This window comes from Streptomyces californicus, assembly GCF_000717645.1.
GTDB classification, from domain to species: domain Bacteria; phylum Actinomycetota; class Actinomycetes; order Streptomycetales; family Streptomycetaceae; genus Streptomyces; species Streptomyces californicus.
On record NZ_JNZZ01000001.1, the window covers coordinates 252847 to 275837 of the forward strand.

The 22991-nt window shown below is 73.4% G+C and carries 18 protein-coding genes and 1 pseudogene; 6 read left to right on the forward strand and 13 right to left on the reverse strand.

What is annotated here, in order from left to right:
* Positions 1–44 precede the first annotated feature (44 nt).
* From IF19_RS0101100 to IF19_RS0101120, 5 genes are all read left to right on the forward strand, one after another.
* Positions 45–1157, forward strand: a complete 1113-nt coding sequence (locus IF19_RS0101100; protein ID WP_030114943.1) for an aliphatic sulfonate ABC transporter substrate-binding protein — start codon at positions 45–47, stop codon at positions 1155–1157.
* Positions 1158–1205: 48 nt separating this feature from the next.
* On the forward strand, positions 1206–1997 hold the full coding sequence (locus tag IF19_RS0101105; RefSeq protein ID WP_030114942.1) for an ABC transporter ATP-binding protein: 792 nt from the start codon (positions 1206–1208) through the stop codon (positions 1995–1997).
* Positions 1984–2910, forward strand: coding sequence for an ABC transporter permease (locus IF19_RS0101110; RefSeq protein ID WP_030114941.1), 927 nt, complete (start codon positions 1984–1986; stop codon positions 2908–2910). The genes IF19_RS0101105 and IF19_RS0101110 overlap by 14 nt, the downstream gene beginning before the upstream one ends.
* 8 nt (positions 2911–2918) lie before the next feature.
* A complete protein-coding gene (locus IF19_RS0101115) occupies positions 2919–3671 on the forward strand; it encodes a sirohydrochlorin chelatase (RefSeq protein ID WP_030114940.1) in 753 nt (250 codons plus the stop codon).
* Between the two features lie 168 nt (positions 3672–3839).
* Positions 3840–4694: a class I SAM-dependent methyltransferase gene (locus tag IF19_RS0101120; RefSeq protein ID WP_030114939.1), complete on the forward strand. Its 855-nt coding sequence runs from the start codon at positions 3840–3842 to the stop codon at positions 4692–4694.
* Positions 4695–4868: 174 nt separating this feature from the next.
* Here the strand turns inward: IF19_RS0101120 and IF19_RS0101125 are convergent, their stop codons facing one another.
* The 7 genes from IF19_RS0101125 to IF19_RS0101155 form a co-directional block, all read right to left on the reverse strand.
* The gene (locus tag IF19_RS0101125) at positions 4869–5708 is read right to left on the reverse strand and encodes an ABC transporter ATP-binding protein (RefSeq protein WP_030114938.1); all 840 of its coding nucleotides are present in this window, start codon (positions 5706–5708) and stop codon (positions 4869–4871) included.
* Between the two features lie 3 nt (positions 5709–5711).
* Positions 5712–6815: a FecCD family ABC transporter permease gene (locus IF19_RS0101130; protein WP_030114937.1), complete on the reverse strand. Its 1104-nt coding sequence runs from the start codon at positions 6813–6815 to the stop codon at positions 5712–5714.
* 2 nt (positions 6816–6817) lie between these two features.
* On the reverse strand, positions 6818–7843 hold the full coding sequence (locus IF19_RS0101135) for a FecCD family ABC transporter permease (RefSeq protein ID WP_030119882.1): 1026 nt from the start codon (positions 7841–7843) through the stop codon (positions 6818–6820).
* Positions 7844–7958: 115 nt separating this feature from the next.
* Positions 7959–9020, reverse strand: a complete 1062-nt coding sequence (locus tag IF19_RS0101140; protein WP_030114934.1) for an iron-siderophore ABC transporter substrate-binding protein — start codon at positions 9018–9020, stop codon at positions 7959–7961.
* Positions 9021–9089: 69 nt separating this feature from the next.
* Positions 9090–11045: an ABC transporter ATP-binding protein gene (locus IF19_RS0101145; RefSeq protein ID WP_030276165.1), complete on the reverse strand. Its 1956-nt coding sequence runs from the start codon at positions 11043–11045 to the stop codon at positions 9090–9092.
* Positions 11042–12736: an ABC transporter ATP-binding protein gene (locus tag IF19_RS0101150; protein ID WP_030276163.1), complete on the reverse strand. Its 1695-nt coding sequence runs from the start codon at positions 12734–12736 to the stop codon at positions 11042–11044. Before IF19_RS0101150 ends, IF19_RS0101145 begins: the two co-directional genes overlap by 4 nt.
* A gap of 344 nt (positions 12737–13080) precedes the next feature.
* Positions 13081–13950, reverse strand: coding sequence for a MerR family transcriptional regulator (locus IF19_RS0101155; RefSeq protein WP_078580391.1), 870 nt, complete (start codon positions 13948–13950; stop codon positions 13081–13083).
* A 289-nt stretch (positions 13951–14239) separates the two neighbouring features.
* Here IF19_RS0101155 and IF19_RS0101160 point away from each other — a divergent pair, with 289 nt between their 5' ends.
* On the forward strand, positions 14240–15748 hold the full coding sequence (locus IF19_RS0101160) for an alpha/beta hydrolase (protein ID WP_030119876.1): 1509 nt from the start codon (positions 14240–14242) through the stop codon (positions 15746–15748).
* Between the two features lie 187 nt (positions 15749–15935).
* Here the strand turns inward: IF19_RS0101160 and IF19_RS0101165 are convergent, their stop codons facing one another.
* The 6 genes and pseudogenes from IF19_RS0101165 to IF19_RS0101190 form a co-directional block, all read right to left on the reverse strand.
* Positions 15936–16484 (reverse strand): DUF1697 domain-containing protein, encoded by a 549-nt coding sequence (locus IF19_RS0101165; protein ID WP_030114926.1) that lies wholly within the window; start codon positions 16482–16484, stop codon positions 15936–15938.
* 221 nt (positions 16485–16705) lie between these two features.
* Positions 16706–17908, reverse strand: a complete 1203-nt coding sequence (locus tag IF19_RS0101170; protein WP_030114925.1) for a S8 family peptidase — start codon at positions 17906–17908, stop codon at positions 16706–16708.
* Between the two features lie 568 nt (positions 17909–18476).
* A pseudogene (mgt, locus tag IF19_RS0101175) lies at positions 18477–19755 on the reverse strand (macrolide-inactivating glycosyltransferase).
* On the reverse strand, positions 19755–21050 hold the full coding sequence (locus IF19_RS0101180; protein WP_030114923.1) for an ABC transporter substrate-binding protein: 1296 nt from the start codon (positions 21048–21050) through the stop codon (positions 19755–19757). The pseudogene mgt and the gene IF19_RS0101180 overlap by 1 nt, the downstream one beginning before the upstream one ends.
* Entirely contained in the window at positions 21050–21919 is an 870-nt protein-coding gene (locus tag IF19_RS0101185; protein WP_050493736.1) for a carbohydrate ABC transporter permease, read from the reverse strand. The genes IF19_RS0101180 and IF19_RS0101185 overlap by 1 nt, the downstream gene beginning before the upstream one ends.
* Positions 21920–21930: 11 nt before the next feature.
* Positions 21931–22926 (reverse strand): carbohydrate ABC transporter permease, encoded by a 996-nt coding sequence (locus IF19_RS0101190; RefSeq protein WP_050493737.1) that lies wholly within the window; start codon positions 22924–22926, stop codon positions 21931–21933.
* Between the last annotated feature and the right edge of the window lie 65 nt (positions 22927–22991).

The window sequence follows — 22991 nt, forward strand, 5'->3', positions numbered from 1 at the left end:
AGACAGCGGGACGCGAGACCGGGCCGACGAGAGGAAAGCCTCCCGTGCCAGCCCCCCGTTCCACCGTTCGCCGCGGCCTCGCCGCCGTCGCCGCCCTGCCGCTGCTCGCCGTCGCGGCCACCGCCTGCGGCTACGGCTCCGAGGCGAAGGACGACGACGCCAAGGCGAACGTCTCCGCCGGAGGGAAGAAGCTCTCCTCCGACACCGTGAAGATCGGGTACTTCCCGAACCTCACGCACGCCACCGCCCTGGTCGGCATCCAGGAAGGCACCATCCAGAAGGAACTGGGCGGCACCGAGGTCGAGTCCACGACCTTCAACGCGGGCCCCTCCGAGATCGAGGCGCTGAACGCCGGCTCCATCGACATCGGCTTCATCGGCCCCTCCCCCTCCATCAACGGGTACAGCAAGTCCCAGGGCAAGGGGCTGCGGATCATCTCCGGTTCGGCCTCCGGCGGGGTGAAGCTGGTCGTCAACCCGAAGAAGATCAAGACCCTGGACGACCTCAAGGGCAAGAAGATCGCCACCCCCCAGCTCGGCAACACCCAGGACGTGGCCTTCCTCAACTGGATCTCCGAGAAGGGCTGGAAGGTCGACGCCCAGAGCGGCAAGGGCGACGTGTCCGTGGTCCGCTCGGACAACAAGGTGACCCCCGACGCCTACAGGTCCGGTGACCTGGACGGCGCGTGGGTGCCCGAGCCGACCGCCTCCAAGCTAGTCTCCCAGGGCGCGAAGGTGCTCCTGAACGAGACGGACCTGTGGCCGGACAAGAAGTTCGTGATCACGAACATCATCGTGTCGCAGAAGTTCCTCGACGAGCACCCGGACGTGGTCGAGGCGGTGCTCAAGGGCTCGGTCGCCACCAACAAGTGGATCAACGCCAACCCGGACGAGGCCAAGGCGTCCGCCAACAAGGCGCTGGAGAAGCTGAGCGGCAAGCCGCTGGCCCCGGAGATCCTCGACCCGGCGTGGGAGTCCATCGAGATCACCGACGACCCGCTGGCCGAGACGCTCAAGACGCAGGCCGGGTACTCCGTGAAGTCCGGTCTGCTCAAGGAGCCCGACCTCCAGGGCATCTACGACCTGGGCCCGCTGAACAAGATCCTCAACGCCGAGGGCCGGCCCGAGGTCGCCGACGCCGGTCTCGGCGTCAAGTAGCCCAGCCCATCCGCACCAGGACGCAATGACTCCCAGGAGGTGACGACCATGGCGACCACCACCCTCACCAAGGCCGAGGACCGTGCGGCGGTCGGGCACGCCGCCCGTCTCACGCACGTCTCGAAGTCCTTCGCCGGGCCCACGGGGGCGCAGCTCGTGCTGGACGACATCTCGCTCGATGTCGCTCCGGGCGAGTTCGTCACCCTTCTGGGGGCCTCCGGGTGCGGAAAGTCGACGCTGCTGAACCTGGTGGCCGGACTCGACCGCCCGTCCGCGGGGTCCATCGAGACCCCCGGCGGGCGGCCGGCCCTGATGTTCCAGGAGCACGCCCTCTTCCCGTGGCTGACGGCGGGCAAGAACATCGAACTGGCGCTGCGGCTGCGCGGGGTGCCGAAGGCGGCGCGCCGCACCGAGGCGGAGCGGCTGCTCGACCTGGTGCGGCTCGGCGGGGCGTACGGCAAGCGGGCGCACGAGCTGTCCGGCGGGATGCGCCAGCGCGTCGCGATGGCGCGGGCGCTCGCCCAGGACAGCCAACTGCTGCTGATGGACGAGCCGTTCGCGGCGCTGGACGCCATCACCCGCGATGTGCTGCACGACGAGCTGACCCGGATCTGGGCGGAGACGAACACCTCGGTCCTCTTCGTCACGCACAACGTGCGCGAGGCCGTACGGCTCGCCCAGCGCGTCGTGCTGCTCTCGTCCCGGCCGGGCCGGATCGCCCGGGAGTGGACGGTCGACATCGAGCAGCCGCGCCGCATCGAGGACACCGCCGTGGCGGAGCTGTCCGTCGAGATCACCGAAGAACTGCGTGGGGAGATCCGCCGACATGGCCAGCACTGACATCACGTCCGACCGGAAGCGGCCGGACGGGGCGGCCGGGAAGGGCGACGCGACCCCCGACGACCTGGCGGGTCTGGAGGCCGGTCTCGACGCGCTCGACGCGGTGCAGATCCGCCGCACCCCGGTCCGCGAGGTCCTGCTGCGCAAGGTGCTGCCGCCGGTCGTGGCGGTGGTCCTGGTCCTGGTGGTCTGGGAGCTGCTGGTCCGCGCCCAGGTGACGGAGACGTACAAGCTGCCGTCGCCGTCCGCCGTGTGGGACAGCGCGCGCGAGATGTGGCTGGCGGGCACGCTGCTGGAGGTCGTCTGGACCAGCGTCTCGCGCGGTCTGCTCGGCTTCCTCCTCGCGGTCGCCATCGGTACGCCGCTGGGGCTGCTGGTCGCCCGGGTGAAGCTGGTCCGGGCCGCGATCGGCCCGATCCTGTCCGGCCTCCAGTCGCTGCCCTCGGTGGCGTGGGTGGCTCCGGCGGTCATCTGGCTCGGGCTGAACGACCGGATGATGTTCGCGGTGATCCTGCTGGGGGCGGTGCCCTCGATCGCCAACGGGCTGGTCTCCGGCGTCGACCAGGTGCCGCCGCTGTTCCTCCGGGCGGGCCGCACGCTGGGCGCGACCGGGCTGCGCGGGACCTGGCACATCGTGCTCCCGGCGGCGCTGCCCGGCTATCTGGCGGGCCTCAAGCAGGGCTGGGCGTTCTCCTGGCGCTCCCTGATGGCGGCCGAGATCATCGCCTCGTCACCCGAACTGGGCCTGGGGCTCGGCCAGTTGCTGGAGAACGGCCGCAGCAACTTCGACATGCCCGGGATCTTCCTGTCGATCCTGCTCATCCTGTTCGTCGGCATCGCGATCGACCTGCTGATCTTCAGTCCGCTGGAGCGGTGGGTGCTGCGCAGCCGCGGTCTCCTCGTCAAGAACTGAGCTCTCCCATGACGCATCCCACCCTCCTCGTCATCGCCCACGGCAGCCGCGACCCGCGCCACGCCGCGACCGTGCACGCGCTCACCGAGCGGGTGCGGGCCGAGCGGCCGGGGCTGCGCGTGGAGACCGCGTTCCTGGAGTTCAACGCGCCGTCCGTGCCTCGGGTGCTGGAGCGCCTGGCGGCGCAGGGGGCGGACGAGGTCGTCGCGCTGCCGCTCCTGCTGACCCGGGCGTTCCACGCGAAGACCGACATCCCCTCGGTCCTGCGCGAGGCCCGCGCCCGGCTGCCGAGGCTGCGCGTCCGCCAGGCCGGCGTGCTCGGCCCGTCCCCGCTGCTGAACGCCACTCTGGAGCGGCGGCTGCGGGAGGCCGGGGTCCGCCCCGGCGACCTCCCCCGAACCGGGCTCGTCCTGGCCTCGGCGGGATCATCCGACCCGGAGGCGATCGCAGTGATCGCTGAAATCGCGCGGGAGCTGCGGCACACCGGTTGGTGCGCCGTGCGGCCTGCGTTCGCCTCCGCACTCCTCCCCCGCACCGAGGACGCGGTGCGGGCCCTGCGCGCCGAAGGCGTGGAGCGGGTGGCGGTGGCCCCGTACGTCATCGCGCCCGGCCGGCTCCCCGACCGCATCGCGGCGGGGGCGCGGGCCGCCGGGGCCGACGTGCTGGCCGATGTGCTGGGCCCGGCACCGGAGTTGGCGCGGCTGCTGCTGGACCGGTTCGACGAGGCCCGGGTGACGGTGGGGGCGTCGCTCTCGGCGTGAGCCGGGGCGGGCGGGGGCGTCCCTTTCGGCGTCGGGACCGGAGCGTCCCTTTCGGCGTGAGGGCCGGTCCTGTCGCGGCACCGGGGAGTGCCCGTAAACCGGAGGCGCCGTGACCCGTACGTCTCGTACGATCGGCCCGCACCGCCCCTCTCGTACACCGAGGACTCCGTGAAGCGCTCCGATCTCTCCGCCGAGGCCCCCTCGCTCGCGGCCGGCATGGCCGCCGCCGACCACAGCCCGACCGGCCAGCTCCTCCAGACCCGCCACCGTGCCGCGCTCGTGGCGAGCTGGGACATCGCGCCCGGCTCGACCGTGCTCGAACTGGGCTGCGGACAGGGTGACACGACCGCCGTCCTCGCCGAGGCGGTCGGGCCCGGGGGCCGGGTGGTGGCCGTCGATCCGGCCGACCCCTCCTACGGGTCGCCGGTCACGCTCGGCGAATCGGCGGACCGGCTCGTGGCGGGCCCGCTCGGGTCCCGTATCGACTTCCGCTTCCGCACCGACGTCCTCGACCCGTCCGTCGACTTCCCCGACGGCGCGTTCGACCACGTGGTGCTCGCGCACTGCTCCTGGTACTTCGCCTCGCTCGGGCTGCTGCGGGACACCCTGGCCCGGGTACGGCCGTGGGCGCGGCGGCTGTGGTTCACCGAGTGGGACCTGACGCCCACGTCCGGCGACCAGACGGCGCATCTCCTCGCCGTGCTGGTCCAGGGGCAGATCGAGGCCGCGGGGTCACCCGGTGTCGGCAACGTCCGCACGCCCTTCTCCCGCGAGGAGTTGCTGCGGCTCCTGCCCGGGACCGGCTGGCGCGCCGAGGGCGGCGGGCCGGTCGATACCGGCGCCCTCCAGGACGGCGACTGGGAGGTCGCCGCCTGCCTCGACCTGGTCGGATCACCGGAGCGCATGGCGTCGCTGCCCGAGCCGGTGCGCCGTCTCGTCCTCAGCCAGGCCGACGTCCTGCGGGCCGTCGCCGTGGAGCGCGGCAACCGTCCGCTCGCCGGATACACGGTCACCGCCCGCTGACCTGTCTTCCCGTGCGGTACGGGCCCGCTGCCCCGTTCTGTACGAGCCGGCCGGGCGGCGGCGCGGCGAGTCGGCCCGCCGGACCGGGCGCGCTCGGGTTCGGAGAAGCCCGCGTCGTGGTGGCGGGCGGCCTCGGCGTCGTACGCGGGCCACTCGCGGGGGCCGCCCGGCCCGTCAGCCGAGGGTCTTGGCCGGCTCCTCGGTCTCCGGCTCCGGGGTGTGGTGGCGGCCGACCGGGATCACCAGCGGGGTCCGGCTCACCGGGTCCGTGGTGACCCGGCAGCGCAGGCCGAAGACGTCCTCGACGGTCTCGGCGGTGATCACGTCGGCCGGGGCGCCCTCCGCGACGACGCGGCCCTTCTTCATCGCGATGACGTGGTCGGCGTACCGGCAGGCCTGGTTGAGGTCGTGCAGGACCATGACGATCGTGCGGCCCTCGTTCCGGTTGAGGTCCACGACGAGGTCCAGGACGTCGATCTGGTGGGCGAGGTCGAGGTACGTCGTCGGCTCGTCGAGCAACAGGACCGGGGTGCCCTGGGCGACGGCCATGGCGATCCACGCGCGCTGGCGCTGGCCGCCGGAGAGTTCGTCCACTGCGCGGTCGGCGAGGTCGGTGGTGCCGGTCGCGGCGAGCGCGTCGTGTACCGCCTGCTCGTCGGCCTTGGTCCACTGCCGCCACCAGGTCTGGTGCGGGGAGCGGCCCCGGTTGACGAGGTCGATGACGGTGAGTCCATCGGGGGCGACGGGTGACTGCGGGAGGATGCCGAGCCGCTGCGCCAACTCCCGGGTGGGAATGGCGTGCAGGGCGCGTCCGTCCAGGCTGACCGTGCCTTCGCGGGGGGCCAGCAGACGGGCCAGGGCGCGCAGCAGGGTGGACTTGCCGCAGGCGTTGGCGCCGACGATGGCGGTGATCCGGCCGGGCGGGACGGCCAGGTCGAGGCCGCTGACGACGACCCGGTCGTCGTAGCCCAGGCGCAGGCCCTCGGCCCGCAGGTCGGGTTCGGCGGTGGACATCGGTCAGCCTCCTGAGCCCGCGCGGTTGACGCGGATGAGCAGCCAGAGCAGCACCGGGGCGCCGAGCACTCCGGTGACGATCCCGACGGGCAGTTCGGTGCCCGGGATCAGTTCGCGTGCCAGAACGTCGGACGCGAGGACGATGGCGGCGCCGGTGAGTCCGCCGGCGAGTGGGGGCGGCCAGGCCGTACGGCAGAGCCGCTGGGCGATCTGCGGGGCGGCGAGCGCCACGAACGCGACGGGCCCGGCGGCCGCGGTGGCGAAGGCGACCAGGCCGACGCCGGTGAGCAGGACGGTCAGGCGGACGGCCTGGACGCGGGTGCCGAGCCCCTTGGCCACGTCGTCGCCGAGTTGCAGCGTCCGCATGAGGCGGCCGATGAGCAGGGCGGCGGGGACCAGGACGACGAGGGCGTACGCGAGGGGCGCGGCCTGCTGCCAGTCACGGCCGTTGAGGTTGCCGACGAGCCAGCCGAGGGCGGCCTGCGCCTGGAAGCGGCCGCCCCGGGCGAGCAGGTAGTCGGTGGCGCTGAGGCAGATCCAGGAGACGCCGATGCCGACGAGGATGATGCGGTAGCCGGTGGTGCCGCGCCGCCAGGCGAGCCCGTAGACGAGGAGGGCGCTGGCGAGGGCCCCGAGCAGACCGAGGGCCTGGGTGCCGAGGCCGAAGTCCCAGCCGAGCACGATGCCCGCGACCACGGCGGTGCCGGCGCCCTGGGTGAGGCCGATCATGTCGGGGCTGGCGAGCGGGTTGCGGGTCATCGTCTGAAACAGCGCCCCGGACATGCCGAACGCGATGCCGGCGAGGAGCCCCGTCATGGCGCGGGGCAGCCGCAGCTCCTGGACGACGAGAAGGGTGCCCGGGTCGCCGGAGCCGGTGAGGGCGCGGGCCACGTCGGTGAGGGGGATGCCGTACTCGCCGATGGAGACGTTCCAGCACAGCGCCACGAAGACGGCGACGGCGAGCCCGGCGGAGACGGCGAGTTGGCGGGGGCGCAGGGTGCCGGACACCGGCGGGAAGGCGAGCCGGAAGGGCCGGGCGGCCCGGGCTCCGGCGGTCTTCCCGGTGGCGGTGTCGGTCTGGGTCTCGGTCTCGGTCTCGGTGGTCATGGTCAGATCTCCGCGAGGCGGCGTCGGCGGACCAGGGCGATGAAGAACGGCCCGCCGAGGAAGGCGACGATGATCCCGGCCTGGACCTCGACGGGCCGGGCGATGACCCGGCCGAGGATGTCCGCGCCGAGCAGCAGTCCGGCGGCGAGCGCGGCCGAGAGCGGGAGCAGCCGGCGGTGGTCGGGGCCGAGCCCGGCGTACTGGGCGAGGACCCGGGCGACGTGCGGGACGACCAGGCCGATGAAGACGACGGGCCCGATCACCGCGACCGCCGCCCCGGTGAGCAGCGTGACGGCGACGACGCCCTGGAGGCGGACGAGGCCGAGCCTGCGGCCGAGGGAGGCGGCCACGTCGTCGCCGAGGGCGAGGCTGTTGAGGGCGGGGGCGCTCGCGAGGGCGAGGAGCGCGCCGAGTCCGAGGAAGGGCAGGACGCGCAGCACGGTGGAGGCGTCCTGGTCGGCGAGCGATCCGGCCGACCAGAACCGGAAGCGGTCCAGCGCGGCCGGGTCGGTGAGGACGACGGCGCTGGTCAGCGAGGACAGCACGGCGGTGACCGCGACTCCGGCGAGCGCGAGTTTCACCGGGGTCGACCCCGAACGCCCCAGCCGGCCCAGCAGATAGACGACGACGCTCGCCGCCATGGCCCCGGCGAAGGCGAACCAGATGTAGCCGAGCAGCGAGCCGATGCCGGCGACCCCGGCGGCGATGACGATGGCGAACGCGGCTCCGGCGCTGACGCCGAGGATGCCGGGGTCGGCCAGCGGGTTGCGGGTCAGCGCCTGCATCACGCAGCCGGAGAGGCCGAGGGCGGCTCCGGCGGCGAGGCCCAGGACCGTACGCGGGACGCGCACGGACCAGACGACGTCCTCGACACGGGGGCCGGTCGGCTGTCCCGTCAGGGCCTTGATCACGTCGCCGGGCGGGATGCTGAGCGCCCCGAGGCCGAGCGAGAGCAGGCAGAGCACGACCAGCACGGCGGCGAGTGCGACCACGAGCAGCGCGGGGCGCCATCGGGCGGGGCGGGTCACGGGGCTGGCTCCACGGTCCGGTTCCTCACGGGAGGGGTGGGCGGGCCGCCCCGCGTCGACGGGGCGGCCCGGAAGGGACGGGTGGCCGGCCAGAACGGCAGCACACCCGAGGGCGTCAGGACGCGGGGTGCTCGACCTTCGTGTCCGTCTTGCCGTCCACGGCGGCGGCCAGCATCGGGACCAGGCGGTCGACGGTGTACGGGAGGCTGAGCGGGCTCACGAAGGAGATGGCGCTGCCGAAGTGGCTGCTCTCCTTCACCATGACCTCGCGGCCCTCCTTGGCGACGGCGAGCTTGCCGTACAGCGGGTCGGCGTGGAGCTTCCGGGTGTCCTTCGCCGGGTCGGTGACGATCCAGACGACGGCGTCGGTGTCCAGGAGGTCGGTGCGCTCCTTGCTGATGTTCGCGCCGAACGCGTCGCCGACGACCGTGTTCAGGTCGGTGGGGAGCTGGAAACCGAGGCCGTTGAGGAGGCGGGAGCGGTTGTCCTGCGGGCCGTAGACGTACATGCCCTCGTACGGGGTGGCCATGACGGCGCTCCTGCCCTTGAACTCGGGGTGCGCGGCGGCGGCGTCGGTGATGTGCTTCTCGGTCCTGGCGACCAGGGCCTCGGCCTCGTCGCTCTTGCCGAGGGCCTTGCCGACCTGCGCGGTCTGGTCCTGCCAGGAGATGGACCAGTCCGGGCCGTCCTTGGGCTGGGCGACGACCGGGGCGATCTTGGAGAGGGTGCGGTACTGGTCCTTGGTGAGGCCCGAGTACAGGGCGAGGATCAGGTCGGGGCGCAGCGAGGCGATCTTCTCGACCTGGGGGCCGGTGCCGTCGTCGTGCAGGACGGTGGGCCGCGCCTTGTCGCCGAGGGCCTTCTCGGCCCAGGGGCCGATGGCGCCCTTGAACTCGCCGAGCCACTCCGTGGTCCCGACCGGGACCTTGCCGAGCGCGAGCACGGCGTCCTGGTCGGAGAGGCCGACCGTGACGATGCGCTGCGGCTCGGACTTGAGGGTGGTCGCGCCGTACTTGTGGTCGAGGGTGACCGGGTAGGCCCCCTTCTTCGCGCTGTCGCCGGACGGTGCGGCGGCGTCGTCGCCGCTGTCGCCGGAGCCGCAGGCCGCGGCCCCGAAGAGCAGCAGGGCGGACGCGGCCACGGCGGTCAGCCGGGTGCGCTGGAACATGCGGAACATGACGGTTTCCTTCGGGAGGGCGGGCGGGCGCCGGGACGGACGTGGGCGTGGGGTCAGGGGTGCGGTGCTTCAGGGGTGCGGTGCGGCACGGCTGCCGGACCAGGCGCGCCACAGGGCGGCGTACGGGCCGTCCGCGTCGCGCAGCATCTCGTGGGGGCCGCTCTCGACGACGCGCCCGGCCTCCAGCACGACGACGCGGTCGGCGGCGACGGCCTGGGTGAGGCGGTGGGCGACGACGAGGGCGGTGCGGCCGGTGAGGGCGGCCCCGGCGGAGCGTTCCAGGGCCCGCGCCCCGGCGCTGCCGGCCTCGGCGGTCGCCTCGTCGAGGACGGCGAGGGCCGGGTCGGCCAGGACGAGCCGGGCGAGGGCGAGCTGCTGGGCGCGGGCGGCGTCGAGCCGGTGGCCGCCCTCGCCGACGACGGTGGCGAGTCCGTCCGGGAGCGCCGCGGCCCAGTCGAGCGCGTCCACGGTGGCCAGGGCCGCGCGGAGGTCGTCGTCGGTGGCGTCGGGGCGGGCGAGGCGGAGGTCGTCGGCGAGGGTGCCGGTGAAGACGTGGACCTCCTGGGTGACCAGGACGACCGACGGTCCGCCCGGGCCTGCCGGTGCGGTGACCGTTCCGGCGGTGGGACCCGTGACCGTTCCGGCGGTGGGCTGCTGGACGCCGGCGACGATCCGGGCGAGCGTCGACTTCCCGGCTCCGCTGGCCCCGACGAGCGCGACGTGTTCGCCGGGCGCCAGGGTGAGGGACACCTCGTGCAGCACGGGGCGGCCGGGGCCGTAGGCGTGGCTGACGGCGTGGACGGAGACGGCGGCTTCCGGAGAGGCGACGCGCTGACGCGGTACGGAGGCGGGCGCGGCCTTTCCGGGCGTCGCCTTTCCGGCGGGCTCCGGTTCTCCGGGCAACGGCTCTCCGTCGGGCTCCCGCCTTCCGGGCTCCGGCTTTCCAGCGGGCTCCAGCCTTCCGGGCTCCGGCCTTCCAGCGGCCTCCGGCTTTCCGGGCTTCGGCTCCGGCTGTTCCGCGAGGTCGGTCACGCCGACCAGGCGGGCGAGTCCGGCCGCCGCCGACTGGGCGTCGTCGAGGAGGACGAGCGCGGCGTTGACGGGCCCGAAGAGGCTGTGGAAGTAGAGGGCGGCGGCCGTGGCCGTACCGATGGACACCGCGCCGTCGCGGACCAGCCAGAATCCGGCGATCAGGACGGCGGCCAGGCCGATGTACTCGGCGATGTGCAGCCGTCCGTAGAAGCCGAGCACCAGGTTGACGCTGCGCATGGTGAGGTCGACGGCCTTGCGCGAGCGGTCCGCGCCGCGCTCGGTGTGCCGCTCCTCCAGCCGGTGGCCGCGTACGGTGACGGCCCCGCCGATCGTCTCCAGGAGCTGTTGCTGCTGAGCCCCGTTGGCGACGCGCTGGTCGGCGTAGAGCGTGACGGCGCGGCGTACGTACCAGCGGGCGGTGAGCAGTTGGACGGGGACGGCGAGCAGCGCGGCGAGGAGGAACCGTACGTCCAGCAGGGCCAGGGCGCCGAGGGTGAGGCCGATCGCGAGGACGGAGCGGGCCATCTCGGGCAGGGCGGAGCGGACGGCCTCGGTGACCCGAGCGACGTCGCCGGTGACGCGGGCGGTGAGGTCTCCGGAGCCGGCGCGTTCCAGGCGGTCGGCGGGGAGGTTCAGGGCGCGTTCGACGAACTGCTCGCGCAGCCGGGCCAGGACGGTCTCGCCGAGGCGGGCGACGCGGGTCAGCCCGAGGGTCGTGGTGACGCCCTGGACGGCGGCGACCGCGATGAGCAGCACGACCGGAAGGGTCAGGTCTCCGGCGGGGCGGCCGTCGGCGACGACGTCGACGATCCGGCCCAGCAGCGGCTGGACGAGGAGACCAATGACGGTGGCCGCGACCAGCACGCCGATGCCGGTGAGGGCGAGGCCCCGGTCGGGCCGCACCAGGGTGCGCAGGGCTGCGCGGGTGCGGGCAGCGGTGGCGACGGGGAGGAGCTCGGCGCCCTCGTCGGCGGTGTGCGGGGGCGTGGTCATGTGAGCACCGCCGTGCGGTAGACGGGATGGTCGCGTACGAGGTCCTCGTGCGGGGCCTCGGCGGCGACGGTCCCGCCGTCGACGAGGACGACGCGGTCGGTCGCGGCGAGCAGGGCCGGGCTGCTGGTGACCAGGACGGTGGTACGGCCCGTGCGGGCGCGGCGGATGCCGGCGGCGATGCGGGCCTCGGTGGCGGCGTCGACGGCGGTGGTCGGGTCGTGGACGACGAGGACGGCCCGGTCGGCGGCGAGGGCGCGGGCCAGGGCGACCCGTTGGCGCTGGCCGCCGGAGAGGGAGCTGCCGCGTTCCCCGATCCGGCCGTGCGCGCCGCCGGGCAGGGTGGCGGCCACCTCGTCGACGGCGGCGGCGTCCATCGCGGGGTGCGGGTCGGTCCCGGCGGGGGCGGCGGCGGTGACGTTCTCCAGGAGGGTGCCGTCGAAGAGCTGGGCGTCGTGCTCGGCGACGAGCAGTGCCGAGCGCAGGGCGGCGGGGGCCAGTTCGGTGAGGGGGACGCCGTCGAGTTCGACGCTCCCCCGGTCCGGGTCGCAGCGGCGGGCCAGGCAGTGCAGCAGGGTGGCGGCGTCGGCCGGGTCGGTGACGACGAGCCCGAGGTGTTCGCCGGGGCGCACGGTCAGGTCGAGGGCGTCGAGTCCGGCGTGGCCGAGGCCGTTCAGGCGCAGTTCGCCGGGGGCGGGGACGGTGGGCTCCGCGCTGCCCCCGGTGGTCTCGCCGGGGGCGGCCAGCACATCGGCGATGCGGGCGGCGGAGGCGCGGCCCTTGGCCAGTTCGGCGCCGACCCAGGCCAGCACGCTGATCGGTCCCGGCAGGAAGAGGGCGAGGCCGACGGCGGAGACGAGGGCGCCGAGGCCGATCGAGCCGCTGAGGACCAGACGGCCGCCGACGAGGGCGACGAGCGCGATGAACGAGCCGGTCAGCGTGAGCATCAGACCGGTCTGGAGGGCGGCGGCGCGGGCGGCCCGCACGTTGGCGTCGCGGGAGGCCCGGCTGGTGGCGCGGTAGCGGGCGACGGCGGCGCGCTCGGCGCGCAGGCCCTTGAGCACACGGACCCCGGCGACCAGGTCGGCGGCCACCCCGGAGGCGTGCGCGGCCTGTTCCTGTTCGGCCTCGCTGCGGTGTTCCAGAGGGCGGGCCAGGAAGTGGCCGAGCGCCATCAGCACCGGGGCGCCGACAAGGACGAGGAGGCCGAGGGGCACGGAGGCGCGCAGCAGGAGCACCGCGCCCGCGACGACTCCGACGACGGCGGCGACGCCCAGGGTCAGGGCCATGTTGACCGCCCCGACGCGGCGGGCGTCCTCGGTGGCCACGTTGACCAGCGCGCCGGGCGGACGGCCCGCTTCCGCTCCTCCGTGCGGGGCGAGGACCCGGCGCAGGACGTCCAGGCGCAGTCGGTGGGCGGCCTGTTCGGCGGCGCGCTCACCGGCGCGGGCGCCGAAACGGAAGCCGTAGGAGAGGAGGGTGTAGACGACGGCGAGGACCACCAGCCAGAGCGTCAGCGCTCCTCCGTCGGGGCGGACCACGGCACGGTCGACGACGATCCCGATCAGAACGGGGACGAGGGCCTCGCCGATCTGGTGGCAGGCCCCGAGGAGGGAGCCGGCGACGACGTCCCGGCGCTGCCCGGCGACGGCGCGGCGTATGACGCCCCGCCCGGCGGCGCTGTCGGCCCCCATTCCCCTGCTCCTCACCGTGTCACGGACGGCGGAGAGGGCGATTTCCGGACAGCCACCTCCAGCCAAACGAAGGCAAGGCTAACCTGTATCGGGCGGGGTGGGGGCCACGGCCCCCTTACCGTGATCCGCAGCGTCCGAACCGTGATCTGAGGGCGCCGAACCGTTACCTCGGGGCCGTCGCGGCGGCTCGCGCGGTGCGTCGGCTCGCACGGCCCGGTGCGGCGACTCGCGCGGCCCGGCGCGTCGCCGCCGTGGGGGCTCGCGCGGCCCGGTGTGACGGCTCACGCGGCCCGGTGCGGCATCGGCGGGGGGCTCGCGCGGCCCGGTGCGCCGTCGCCGTGCGATCAGGCGGCGGATCCGACCCGCTCGCCGCGGCCGGCCGACTTCGTGCGCCCGTCGGCCCGGTCTCGTCCGACGGGTCCTTCCCCGTCCGCCCGGTCTCGCCCGGCCCGCCCGCCCCGCACCGCTCGCTCCGCCCGCTCCTCCCCCTCGTCGTGTTCCTCCGCGGCGAGGAGAGCGTGCATCCGGCGCAGGACGTCGAGCTGGGCCGTGTTGGAGAACTCGGCGAGGGCTTGCGCGACGACGGATCGGGCGACCGCCCCGTCGCGGCGGGAGGACGCGTCCAGGTCCGCGATGAAGGGGTGCGCCTCCTGCTGGCGGCGGGCCTCGGCCGCCAGCAGACGCGCCAGCCGGTCGCGCTCCTCCTCGGTCGCGTCCTCCGTCAGCTGCTCGAACTCGGTGGCGCTGTCGTCGCGGGGCGCGGCGAACTGCTCCCGGATGACCGACATGGCGCGGGGTGTGAGGATGCTGGAGTACGCCACCAGGAGCGCCTGCTGGGGCTGCGGCAGGTCGGACGCCGCCGCCCCGAACTCCGGTGGCAGGCCGAGGGAGGTGCCGTCGTCCAGCACGGCCGCGATCTCGCGGCGCATGCGCTGCTGCCGTTCGATGTTCCGTGCCAGCTCGCCGTCCAGGGTGCGCAGGATCTGTTCCGCCCGGCCGTCCGCGGCCTGCACCGAGGGGACGTCGGCGAGCTGCACGCCCAGGTCGACCAGACGGCGGATGCCCATCAGCCGCACCAGGTGCTTCACACCGTACCGCTTGTAGCCGTTGGCCGATCGTTCCGGCTCCTCCAGCAGGCCCAGCTTGTGGTAGTGCCGCACGGTCTTGAGCGTCGTGCCGGCGAGTTCCGCCACCTGCCTCGTGCTCCACGTCACGGCAAGCCCTCCAGGCGCCCGCTTCCTGCCGCCCGCGGCACGGCGCCGCCCGGCGGGCCGCCCCGGTGGACGGCCTCTCCACTCCTGTGCCCCGGCCCGGCTGTTCGATCCCCGTCCGCCCCCTGCCCGATTCCGCCCGATCCCGGCGGCCCCCGCCCGCTTCCCGCCCGCTTCCCGCCGCCCCCGCCCGTTCCCGCGATCACGCGGCGGGGCGGTCTTGACCATGCCCCGAGGGCACGGAGTGCGATGGGCGCGACCGCGGCACCGAGAGCGCATGGGGAGAACCGACATGACACGATCACGCGGAATCCGGCGGAGCGCGGCCCTGGCGGTCGCCCTGGGACTCGGACTCGGCGGTTCGCTCGCCACCGGACCGGCCGTCGCCGAGGGGCCGCCGAAGCGGACGCCGACCTGGGGCGCGTGCCCCGACGACGTGGTGGCCGAGGCCGCCCCCACCGTGCTGGAGTGCGCGACCGTCCCCGTACCCGTGGACTACGGCGATCCGGACGGCGCCGGGATCGACCTGATGATCTCCCGGCTCGCGAGCACCGATCCGGACCGCCGGCGCGGCACGCTGATGCTCAACCCGGGCGGGCCCGGCGGATCGGGCCTGTCGCAGCCGGCGTTCCTCGTCTCGATGGGGCTGCCCGCGAGCGTCCTCGACACCTACGACCTGATCGGCATGGATACCCGGGGCATCGGGCGCTCGTCCCCGCTGGCGTGCGGACTGACCCCGGACGGGCCGTACTTCGCCAACGTCCCGCCGTACGCGGTCGACGACGCGGCGGTCCTCTCCCAGGCGAAGATCGCGAAGAAGGTGGCCGCGCAGTGCGAGAGCAAGGACACCAAGGGCCTGCTGCCCCATGTGACCACGGCGAACGCCGCCCGCGACCTGGACCGGATCCGGGAGGCGCTCGGCGAGGAGCGGACCAGCTACCTCGGGTACTCCTACGGCACCTCGCTCGGCGCCGCGTACGCCTCGATGTTCCCCGAACGCTCCGACCGGATCGTCCTCGACAGCGTCATCGGCGACACCCACCTCGATCCGGAGGGGATGCGCCGCTACGCGCTCGGGATGGAGCAGACGTTCCCCGACTTCGCCCGGTGGGCCGCTGCCCGGCACGAGAGCTACGGGCTCGGCCGCACCCCCGCCCAGGTGCGGCGGAGCTACCTCGACCTCGCCGCGCGGCTCGACGAGAAGCCGGTGGCCGGTGTGAACGGGGTCCAGTTCCGTCAGCTCGTCTTCGCCTTCCTGTACAAGGAGACGCGCTACCCCCAACTGGCCCAGCAGTGGCAGGCGCTGGAGAACGGAGACGCGGCGGGCGTCCGTGCGGCCGCCCCGCCGGAGCCGAGCGCCGCGGACACCCCGGCCGGGCTGGACAACTCCCTCTCCGTCTTCATGGCCGTCACCTGCAACGACGTCGACTGGCCCGAGAAGGTCGGCGTCTACCGCAAGGCCGTCGCGGAGCACCGTGAGCGCTATCCGCTGTTCGGCGCCGCCGCCGCCAACATCAACCCGTGCGCGTTCTGGCCGTACGCCCCGGCCGAGCCGCCGGTCGCGATCGACGACGACGGGCCGCGCAACATCCTGCTCGTCCAGAACGTGCACGACGTGCCGACCCCGTACGTGGGGGCCAAGGCGCTCCGGAAGAAGTTCGCGGACCGGTCCCGGCTGCTGTCGGTCGCCGACAGCGGGCACGGCTCCTATGTGCTGGGCGACAACGCGTGCGGGCTGAACACCACCACGCGCTACCTGGTGGAGGGCGAGCTCCCCCGGAAGGACACCTTCTGCCGGTAGGCCGGGCGAGCGGCCGACCGCTTCCCCGACGACTGATCGCGCTTCCCGGCCGCTGACGGCACGGGCCTCGCCGCCCCGGGCGGTACGGACCCCGGGCGGTACGGGTCCGTCTTCCCGGGCAGTGCGCCCCTCGCCGCCCCGGACGGTACGAGCCGTCCGGGGCGGCGAGGGGACCCGGCCGGTTCGTTCAGTCGCGGGTCAGCTCCACCAGCTTGGCGACGGTGTTCCAGTTGCGGGTGGTGGCGGTGAGCCCCTTGACGTGGCGGGGGCGGGCCAGCGCCTCGGCCAGCTTCGAGCGGCCGAGGCCGTCGGGGGCGTACAGGTACAGACAGCGGTCGCCGAGCCGGAACTCCTCGGGCAGGAAGCCGCCCGCCTCCAGGTCCGCGAAGCGCTCGGCGTCCACGGCCCGGTCGAAGTAGGTGACGTGGAGCTGCCTGCCCTCCAGCTCGGCGGCGGGGAAGGGGCAGGCTTCGGCGACGGCGGCGAGATAGCCGGCGTCGCGGACGAGGCAGTCGACGGTGAAGCCGAACCGCCGGTGCAGGGCCTGTTCCAGCGCCGTGGCCAACGCGTTCTCGTCGTCGCCGTCGCTGCGGAAGACGGCGTTGCCGCTCTGCAGATAGGTGGCGATGCCGGTGTGCCCCAGCTCGGTGAGCACGGTGCGCAGTTCGGCCATCGGGACCCTCTTGCTGCCGCTCACGTTGATCCCGCGCAGCAGGGCCGCGTACGTCGTCGTCATGGCGACTCACCCTAGTGCGCGGTCCGCCGGGACCTCGGGTGATTCGGCCCTCCGGCGATCCCGTCCACGGGCGCCCCGGTCCGCCCCCTCCGGGAAACGGCGCAGCCGCCGCGCCCCGTGGGGGAGAGCGCGGCGGCTGCTGTGCGCGGTGTCCGGGCGGCGGGGTGTGGGGCCTCCGCCGCCCGGCGTCCGGTCAAGAACCGGATGGGTGGGACGGGGTGTTACTCGACGACCTTGAGGAGCTTGTTGGCCGTGCCCTCGGTGGCGTTGCTGATGGCGTCCGGGGTGGCTCCCTCGGTGAGCGCCGTGGCGACGGCCTCCGGGGTGGCGTCCTGGTGGCCCGCCAGGTAGACGGCGGCGGCGCCGACGACGTGGGGGGTCGCCATGGAGGTGCCGGAGATGGTGTTGGTGCCGCTGTCGCTGTCGTTCCAGGTGGACGTGATGTCCGAGCCCGGGGCGTAGATGTCCACGACCGAGCCGTAGTTGGAGAACGACGACTGCTCGTCGTCCACGGTGGACGAGGCGACGGTGATCGCCTCGGGGACGCGGGAGGGCGAGCCCTGGCCGGCGTCGCTGGACTCGTTGCCGGCGGCCACGCCGAAGGTGATGCCCGCGGCGATGGCCTTCTGGACCGCTTCGTCGAGCGCCGGGTCGGCCCCGCCGCCGAGGCTCATGTTGGCGACGGACGGGCCCTTGGCGTTGGCGGCGACCCAGTCGATCCCGGCGATGACCTGCTCGGTGGTGCCCGAGCCGTTGTCGTCGAGGACGCGGACGGCGACGATGTCCGCCTTCTTGGCGACGCCGTGCGCCGCCCCGGCTATGGTGCCCGCGACGTGGGTGCCGTGGCCGTTGCCGTCGTCGGCGTCATCGTCGTTGTCGACGGCGTCGAAGCCGGAGGTGGCGCGGCCCTCGAAGTCCTCGTGGGTGACGCGGACACCGGTGTCGATGACGTACGCGGTGACGCCCTCGCCGCCCGCGTCGGGGTAGTTGTACGCCTTGTCGCCCGCGGTCTCGGTCTGGTCGATGCGGTCGAGACCCCACGACGGCGGGTTGTCCTGGGTGGCGTCGATGCTGAACTTCTTGTTCTGCACCACCTTGGCGACGGCCGGGTCGGCGGCGAGGCGCTTGGCCTCGGTCTCCGAAAGGCCGCTGGCGGAGAAGCCGTTGATGCTGGAGGAGTAGTCGCGCTTGAGCTTGCCGCCGTACTCCTTGGCGAGTTCGGCCTTGTCGGCCTTCTTGGCGTCCAGCATGACGATGTAGCTGCCGGAGACGGCGGTGGCCGCGTCCGTGCCGTAGACCGTTCCCATGGGGGCGGGCGCGGCTCCGGCGAAGGAGGTCCCGAAGAGGGTGACCCCGGCGGCGGCCGCCACAGCGGTGACGGCGGCGGTCAGCTTGGTACGACGGGTGCGCTGGTGCTTGGCCATGAAGAGGGTTCTCCTCGTCATTCTTTGTGGGGGGATTGGCCCTCGGCCGGAAGATCTCCGGGGGCTGGTTCGAAACCCTGACCGATTGACGAGCACAGTTCAAGACCCTCATGGAAGCGTGACTTGTTGAACAAGGTTGCGTAACGGAAAAACGGCCCTGGCTGGTCAGACCGGCCGGGGAACGCCGGCACCGCCCCGGCTCACCGAAATCGTCACCCCGAAGGCGACCGGGCATGGCCGTCGGCCTTTCCCATATCGCCTGCTCAGAAGGGTTGTTGGGGCTGCCCACCGACGCCATGCCGCACGGCGTCACCGCCCCGTCACCCCGCTCCCGGCCGAAGTGACCCCATGTGAAGACACGTGAAGATCTGTGAAGGCGTGCGCGACGGGGGTGAACGCCCGGTCCCGGGTGTGAAATCGCCAGGACGGGCGTGCAGATGCGCCGACCGGACCCGGCGTCACATCGGCTTCACAGCGCCGAAACAGCGGCGCCCCGCCCCACGAAGCCGCAGGTCGCGGCGGGTGGGGCGGGGCGGGGCCCGTCCGGATACCAGTCCGTCGGGTCCGCTCAGCGCGACAACTCCGCCTCGATGAGGTCCGCAGCGCGCGGAGTGCCGCCCTCGCGCGCCATCTGTTCGCTCAACCGGGCGCAACGGGCCGCCACTTCGGGGTCGTCCACCAGGGTCAGCACGGCCTCGCGCAGGGTCGCGGCGTTCGCCTCCTCCATCGGGAGGTGCCGCGCGACCCCGAGCGACTGGAGCATGTCGGCGTTGCCGAACTGGTCGACGGCCTGGGGGACGGCGACCATCGGAGTGCCGGTGGCGAGCCCCTCCTGGCTCCCGCCCGCGCCCGCGTGCGTGATGAAGGCGTCGGCCTGCCGGAGGACCGACAACTGGGGCACCCAGTCCCGCACTTCCACATTGGCGGGTACGTCGCCGAGTTCGGCGGGGTCGACGTGTGCGCCGATCTGGAGCACCACGTGCCAGCCGGGCAGGTCACCGAAGGCCGCGACGCACGCGCGGTAGAAGGCGGGCTGCTTGGTGAAGGAGGAGCCGAGCGAGACCAGCAGCACCTTCTCCGCGCCGGCGGGCCGTCGCCACTCACCCTGGGCGGAGCGGTCGCCCTGGCAGGCTCCGACGAAGGTGTACATGGCGCGGTTCACCCGGTCCGCGTGGGGCTGGAGCGCTTCGGGGATGAGGACGAGCCCGAGGCGCGGGCGGGAGACGAAGTCGTCGGCGGGGAGGTGGCCCAGACCGTTCTCGGCGAGCCAGGCGTCGAAGCGCGCGTAGTACGCCTTGCCGCGCTCGGTCTGCCGCAGCGCGGCGGTCATCGGTTCGGCCACCTCCTTCTCGTACCCCTCCCACGGGACCAGGTTGGGCCAGAGGGAGACGGCGGGGACGCCCCAGCGGTGGGCGAGGACGCGGGCGGGATAGGAGGTGATGTCGTGCAGGACGAGGTCGGGCTCGTCGCCGGCGAAGGCGTCGGCGAGCTGCGGCAGCGCCTGGACGGCGTCGGCGAGGAAGGGCTCGATGTTGTCGATCAGCTCCGTCCCCCAGGCGTCGGGGTCCTCGTCGGTCGGCAGGGTCGACGTCCAGATCACCGGCTCGGCCCCGGCGGCGGCGACCTTGTCGGCGAAGGAGGCGGGGATGGCGTAGCTGACGCGGTGTCCACGGTCGACGAGCTCGCGGATGACGTCGAGGCTCGGGTTCACATGTCCGTGGGCGGCGATGGAGAACATGGCGATGTGGGCACGCGGGGTTTCCGTCATGCCGGTGACACTAAACGAGACGAGACGTCTCGTGCAACCTCTTGTCTCCGCCGAACCGCCGAAGGTCCGCTCCCCGGATCAGCGTTGGTAGCGGGCGAGCACCCGGTTCCCGTCCTCCACCAGCCGTTCCCTCAGCTCGTCGGCGTCGATCGCACCGCTGTAGAACTCCTGGTACGCCGGGGTCGCCACCTTGTCCTTCCACTCGGGATAGCCGCGCACCGACTGCGCGGGGGCGGACCGCAGCCCCTCGGCCAGGGCGGTGCCGACCGCCCAGCCGTGCTCTGCCGAGCGCAGCGACGGGTCGGCCAGCGCCTCCGTCCCGGTGGGCAGCATCCAGTCGCCGCGCGCCAGACGCACCATGTTCGCGGGCCGCAGCAGGAAGTCGATGAACGCGACGGCCTCCTTCTTGTGCGGGCTCTCCTCCGCGACGGAGAGCGTCTGCGGGCTGACGCCCTGGACCGCGCCTCCGGCGCCCGTGGGCATCGGCAGGACCGTCCAGTCGAATCCCTCGGGGGCCTGCTGGATGATCTGCTGGCGGTAGGAGAACCCGAGCGGGAGCATCGCGTACTTGCCGCCGAAGAACCCGGGCAGCGCGTCCGAACCTCCCATGCCCAGCGCGCTGCGGGCCGCGCTGCGGTCGGTGTTGACCTGGTCGTGGATGGTGCCGGACACCACGCCGTCGCCCGGCTCGAAGCGCAGGACCGCCTTGCCGTCGCCGTCGCGGTGGAAGAGCTGACCGCCACCGGACAGGCCCAGGTTCAGGGTGACCGAGACCGGTTCCTTGAGCGGCCAGGCGACCCCGTACCGCCCCTGGCCCGACAGCTTCTTCGTCACCTGCCGGAACTCCTTCCAGCTCCAGGGGCGCTCCGGGGTCGGGATGCGCGCGCCCGACGCCTTCAGCAGCTTCGTGTTGGCGATGAGGACCCGGGGCTCCTGGAGGAACGGCACCCCGTGGACGCCCTCGCCGAACGTGGTGGTGCGCCAGGACCGCTCGGGGATGTCCGCCCGGAGCCGGGCGGGCAGGTAGGGGCGGAGGTCCGCGAGGTAGCCCCCGTACGCGAAGTCGGCCAGGTCGTCGGAGGCGTCGTGGATGATGTCGGGCGCCTCACCGCCCTCGAACGAGGTGAGCAGTTGGTCGTGGACGCTGTCCCAGCTGCCCTGGACGTACTCCACCCGGACCTCGGGGTGGGCGGCGTTCCACTCCTTCACCAACTGCTTGTTCGCGTCGACGGACTCCTTCTGCCAGGCCAGCGACTGGAACCGGAGCCGGATCGTGCCGTCCGCGTCCCGCCCGTCGCCGTCGCCGCCGGAGCAGCCGGTGAGCAGCAGGGCCAGGACGGCGGCGGTGGCCGCCCGCCGGAGAGCGGCGCGCATCAGTGCTTCACCGCCCCGGCCGCCATCCCGCCGGTGATCCGCCGCTGGATGAAGGCGAAGAGGACGAGGGAGGGCAGGGTGGCGAGGAACGCGGCGGCGGCGAGCGGGCCGAGGTCGGCCACGCCCTCCGCGCCGAGGAAGTGGGTGAGGACGACCGGCAACGTCTGCTCCTTGGGGGTCTTGAGCAGGACGAGCGCGAAGAAGAACTCGTTCCATGCGGTGATGAAGGCGAACAGCGCGGTGGCGACGAGGCCGGGGGCGAGCAGCGGGGCGACGACCGAGACGAGGGTGCGGACGCGGCCCGCCCCGTCGACGGCGGCGGCCTCCTCCAGTTCGGCGGGGACCGCCCGTACGTATCCGGCGAGCATCCACAGCGCGAAGGGCAGCGACCAGACGACGTAGACGAGGACCAGGCCGGCCAGGGTGTTGATCAGATGCAGGTTCTTCAGCACCAGGAAGAGCGGGATGATCACCAGGACGAACGGGAACGCCTGGCTGACCACGACCCAGCCGGTCGCGGCGGAGGCGAGGCGCCCCCGGTGGCGGGCCATCACGTACGCCATCGGGGTGGCGATCACGACGGCGATCAGAGCCGCGGAGACGGCGGCGATCAGCGAGTTGGCGGCGGCCTGGAGCAGCGGCTGCTCGTCGAACGCCTGCCGGAAGTTGTCGAGGGTGGGGTGCTCGGGGATCCAGGTGGGGTGCAGCGAGCCCAGTTCGCGGGCGGGTTTGAACGCGGTCGAGATCAGCCACACGAACGGGAACGCGAGGAAGACCAGGTACGCCAGGAGCGCCACGTACTGCCCGGCGCGGGCGGCCCGGCCGGTGCGCAGCCCGGTGGACTCGCGCCCCGTCGCCCCTCGGTTCATCGGGCCTCGTTTCATCGGTCCTCCCCTCCCCTGAGCCGGCCGACGAGGTAGAGGGCGAGGAGCACGGAGATCACCGCGACCATCACACAGCCCATCGCGGCGGCGTAGCCGAACTGCCCGTAGCGGAACGCCTCCTCGTACGCGAAGAGCATCGGCAGCCGGGTCCGGCCGCCGGGCCCGCCGCTGGTCAGCACGTAGACGAGGGCGAACGAGTTGAAGTTCCAGATCAGGTTGAGCGCGGAGATCGCGAGCGCGATGGGCTTGATCGCGGGCCAGGTGACCGTACGGAACCGGCGCCAGGCGCCCGCCCCGTCCAGGGCCGCCGCCTCGTGGAGTTCGCGCGGGGTGTTCTGGAGTCCGGCGAGCAGCGCGACGGTGGTCTGCGGCATGCCCGCCCAGACGCCGACGAGGATCACGGCGGGGAGCGCGGTGGCGAGGCCGGTCAGCCAGTCCCGCCCGTCTCCGAGGCCGAGGTCGCGGACGGTCTCGTTGAGGATGCCGGCGTCGGGGTTGTAGACGAGCCGCCACATGATGCCGACGACGACCTCGGGCATCGCCCAGGGGATGATCGCCAGCGCACGGGCCAGCCAGCGCATCCGCAGGTTCTGGTTGAGCAGGAGGGCGAGGCCGAGCGCCAGGAGGAACTGCGGGATCGTGACGCCGGCGGCCCAGATCAGCCCGATCCGGAACGAGTCCCAGAACAGGGTGTCGTGGAGCAGGTCCTGGAAGTTGAGCGTGCCGATCCACTGGGTGGAGCGGGTCCGGCCGGACTGGGCGTCGGTGAAGGCGAGCGCGATGCCGTAGAGGAGCGGTCCGACGCTGAGGACCAGGATCGGGATGAGCGCGGGCAGCACCAGGAACCAGGCGGCCCGGTCCCCGAACGCCTTGCCCCCCGGCGGGCCCGAAGCCCCGGGCCGCCGGGATCCCGGCGGGCTCCCTCCCCGTCCTCCCCGGCCGGGCCGGCCGCCGCGCGGTTCGTCCGGCCCGGACTGCTGCACCGCAGTCACCGATGTCACGAAGAAGACCCCTCTGTCCCGTATCTGCCTGATGTACCTGAGGCGGACTTCATCCC